2 protein-coding genes are annotated in these 3,825 nt (G+C 59.3%); one reads left to right on the top strand and one right to left on the bottom strand.

The window, feature by feature from the left end:
* Window positions 1–54: 54 nt before the first annotated feature.
* Entirely contained in the window at window positions 55–3,021 is a 2,967-nt protein-coding gene (locus FAA86_RS24090; protein ID WP_072495421.1) for a Tn3 family transposase, read from the bottom strand.
* A 165-nt stretch (window positions 3,022–3,186) separates the two neighbouring features.
* On the opposite strand from FAA86_RS24090, the gene FAA86_RS24085 reads away from it, so the two are divergent.
* Window positions 3,187–3,768 carry a recombinase family protein gene (locus tag FAA86_RS24085; protein ID WP_072495428.1) on the top strand — a complete coding sequence of 194 codons (582 nt, stop codon included), beginning with the start codon at window positions 3,187–3,189 and terminating at the stop codon, window positions 3,766–3,768.
* The last annotated feature ends 57 nt before the right edge of the window (window positions 3,769–3,825 follow it).

The raw sequence follows: 3,825 nt of genomic DNA, 5'->3' as shown, positions 1-3,825 counted from the left end.
GGCGTCACGACACGAAAGTGGTGAATCTGTCCGACATTTGAGAACATATGGTGATCACGCAGCGAGGAAGGAGGTTTCCCGCCGCAGCGGCCTGAGATCGGGGCTGTCCGTCGGGGTCCAGATGTAATCTCCGGTCAGACTGATATGCTGCCAACCGAGCGGGGTGATATGTTTGATCACATCAGGAGGCGTGGCGATGCCTTCACGATTGAGCTGGGCGAAAGTCGGTTCGAGATAGAGCGTATTCCAGTAGACGATGGCATTGATGAGTAGGTTCAGTCCGGACGCCCGGTAGAACTGGCTCTCGAAGGTCCTGTCCCGCAGTTCTCCCAGGCGATTGAAGAACAGCGCGCGGGCCAGGGTGTTCTGCGCTTCGCTCTTGTTGAGGCCGGCGGTAGCGTTCCGGCGCATTTCTGGGTTCTGCCACCATTGCGGCAGGAAGATGGATCTGTTGATGCGTCCGATATCGCGAAGTGCGAGCGCCAGTCCGTTTTGACGCGGAAAGGCGGACAGCTTCGCCAGCAAGGTCGAAGGCCGGACCTGGCCGGAACGGATCGTCGTGACGAGGCGGAGGATATCGTTCCAATTTGCCTTGATCCGCTCGATGTTGATGGGCTCGCCAACGAGCGATGCAAGATTTTCGGGCGGCGTATCGCCCGGGAAGAGATAAAGCTTGCGATCCTTGAGGCCGCGCAGCCGAGGTACAAGCTGGAAACCAACAAGGTGGCAAAGCGCAAAACTTATGTCGCTGACCCCGCCGGTATCGACATAGTGCGTTTCGATGGCGAGATCGCTGCCGTGATAGAGCAGTCCGTCGAGAACATAGATGGCCTCGCTCGCATTGGCGTTCATGGCGATGATGTGGAAAGCGCCGTACTGGTCAGACGTAAAGCGGTAAAATTTGGCGCCGGGGTTGGGGCCGTACCGCGCGTTGAGATCGCCAATCGCCTCGGCATGGCCTCCCGCCGGAAAATATTGTCCGTCTGAGGATGATGTTGTTCCATCGCCCCACAGCTTCGTGAGAGGCAATTGCTTCTGGGCGTTGACGAGGATGGCGTGAGCGGCGTTGTAGCCTTCCTCGCGAATGTGCCAGTCATGCGCCCAGGCGAGCTGACGCATCGTCAACCCGGGTGAAACATCGGCCATTCTCGTCAGGCCAAGATTGATACCGTCCGCCAGGATTGCGGTGAGCAAAGCGAGCTTGTCGTCGGCCCACCGACCGGTGCGTAGATGTGTGAAAGCGTTGGAAAATCCCGTGCGAGCATCCACCTCGAGCAAAAGATCGGTGATGCGGATTGCGGGCAAACGGCTTTCCACTTGTCGCTTCAGCGACTTGGCGATGTCTGGAAACATCGCCTTGTGCGGCGTGACGCTGAATCCAGCCTCGGTCAGTTCGACATCATCGAGTTCGCCGACGGCTGCAAGACGGGAGAGGTCAGCCAATCCCTCATTCAGAATCTTGCGCTGCTGGCTGAGATAGGTTTCCACGTCGGTATCGACGGCGACCGGAAGTGGACCTTCCTCGCGCATCAGCTCAAATGTCGGCGTGGGAATGAGAAAGCTTTCGAATGACTGGAAGCGCTTCGCCCCCTCCACCCAGACATCGCCCGCATCAAGCCGGCGCTTCAACTCGCTAAACAGGCAGAGTTCGTAAGCCCGGCGATCAATCTTGCCATCCTGAAGGAGGAGCGGCATCCAGCCTTTCGGTGCGAAGGATGTGGGAGCGTTGTCCGGTATTGCCCGTTTCCCTGTGCGGTAGAGATCGGCAATCACGGAGAGCGCGCGCAAGAGATTCGCCGCCACGGCGTGACCGCGGAACACGAGGGTCGACAGGAATTGCGGCGCCAGTTTCCGGATCGTCGGATAGCGCTGGAGCATTTCGATTTTACCGTCGATGACATCCGGCTCGATCAGCGTATCGACCGCCTGGACACTGGTCGCGAAGACCGGCCATTGAACGGCCTGTTCGAGCGCCTTGGCAACATCCTGGCCTTTCTCCTTGGCGTCAATGATCGCGTGGCAAACTCTCGAAACGTCCCTCAGCTGTTTCTGAACCTCCCGCACGGAACGAGTGATGCGGGCGGTTGCCTGATTGTCGGCCCGTCGCGTCAGGACGCCCATGAGTTTCTTAAACATGTCGATGGCGCCGTCGGTCAGATGGCGGGAAAGGTGCAGTACCGTCGCGGCCAACACGGCATGCCGGCGTTCGGGGTTGAGATCGCGTAGATGCTGCGCGCTCATTCGCATCCCCTCTGCGGCCAATTCATCAAAGACCTTGGCCGGAATGCGCTCCATCAACGTCGCCGGTAGGTTCAGGGACCGAAGAAAGCGAATGCGCTCGGCTATCCTGTCGAGGTTGACGGCGGCTGGCGACAATGCCGGTGTCCTGGCCCAAGCGAGGACGGTGACGCTTGTCCCGTCACGCGCGTCGAGAAGTTTGTCCAAATCGAGCTTGTGAGCCTCCGACAAGCCGCTCGCCAGCGCCCGATGGGCTATGCGAATCCCGCGCCGGATTGCCAAATGAAGGATGGCTTCGAGCGCCGCGCGCGCCGGAAGAAGAATTCGCCGGCGCCGCAATTCCTCCACCACCATATCCGCTAGAGCATCGGCCTGGCGCAGCGTTTGCGCGGCAGGCGTCAGCCAGCCGGTAAGCGCTTTCACGTCCGCGGGCACAAAAGGACGCATCTTCATCCTGTCGAAAAGCAGGGCGAGATGCTCACGCCGGGTCTGCGGGCGCTCGAAATAAGGATCGATCTCGCGGTGATCGACGCCAATCTGCCCTGCCAGAAACCGCAAAACGCCAAACGGCAAGACCTCGCCATCCGCAAGCGGCCGGCCGGGATATCGCAGCAAGGCTATGACACAGGCAAGGCCCAACCTGTTCGAGGCCTTGTTCTGCCGCATGATCAGGTCGAGATCCGGCCGGTCCAGCGTGTAATGTTTGGCGATCTCTCTTTCGTCCTGCGGGATGGTTGTCGCCTGTTGCCACCATATCTCGCTCAGCAATGCTCTTCTGGCCATTGTCTCGGCTTCCAGTTTCGTTGCGGAAACCGCAGCGAACTGGAAAACACATGTCCGACAAACGACCGTTTCGCGGCATCCACAGTTTTTGTCCGCAAACCTTGTGCTTGAACGGCAAATCGGACATTGTCCGAGTTCAACGAGAAAACGGACAAACCACGTCTCATGACCTCTATCGGCTATGCAAGGGTCTCCACCGGCGACCAGGACACCGCCCTGCAACTCGACGCTTTGCGCAACGCGGGCTGTGAAAGACTGTTCGAGGATAAGGCATCCGGCGTGAAGACTGACCGGCCCGGACTGGCGGAGGCGATCCGCTACGTTCGCGACGGCGACACGCTCACAGTCTGGAAGCTCGACCGCCTCGGTAGGTCGATGAAGCACCTCATTGAGATCATCACCGAACTGGAGGCCAAAGGCGTCGGCTTCCGATCCATCACCGAAAACATCGACACGACGACATCGGGCGGTCGACTGGTATTCCACCTGTTCGGCGCGCTGGCACAGTTCGAGCGCGATCTGATCAGGGAACGAACACGTGCCGGTCTACAAGCCGCAGAAGAACGCGGCCGACGCGGTGGCCGACAAGTCGTCGTAACCCCGGAGAAACTAGCCAAAGCCCGCCAGCATCTGGCGGCCGGTTTGAACGTCCGGGAGGCCGCGGCCCGCGTCAAAATAGGCAAAACCGCCCTTTACGAAGCTCTCAGGGCTGAAAAAGCAACGACATCTGCGGTTAAACCAACTTGAGTTCTGGATACGTTCTCAAAAGTCGGACAGATTCACCACTTCCGTGTCGTGACGCCA

Origin of the sequence: Rhizobium rosettiformans W3 (assembly GCF_004912135.1) — a bacterium.
GTDB lineage: Bacteria > Pseudomonadota > Alphaproteobacteria > Rhizobiales > Rhizobiaceae > Allorhizobium > Allorhizobium rosettiformans.
The sequence above is the reverse complement of the archived record's forward strand: the minus strand, read 5'-3'. Positions and strand labels throughout refer to the sequence as shown.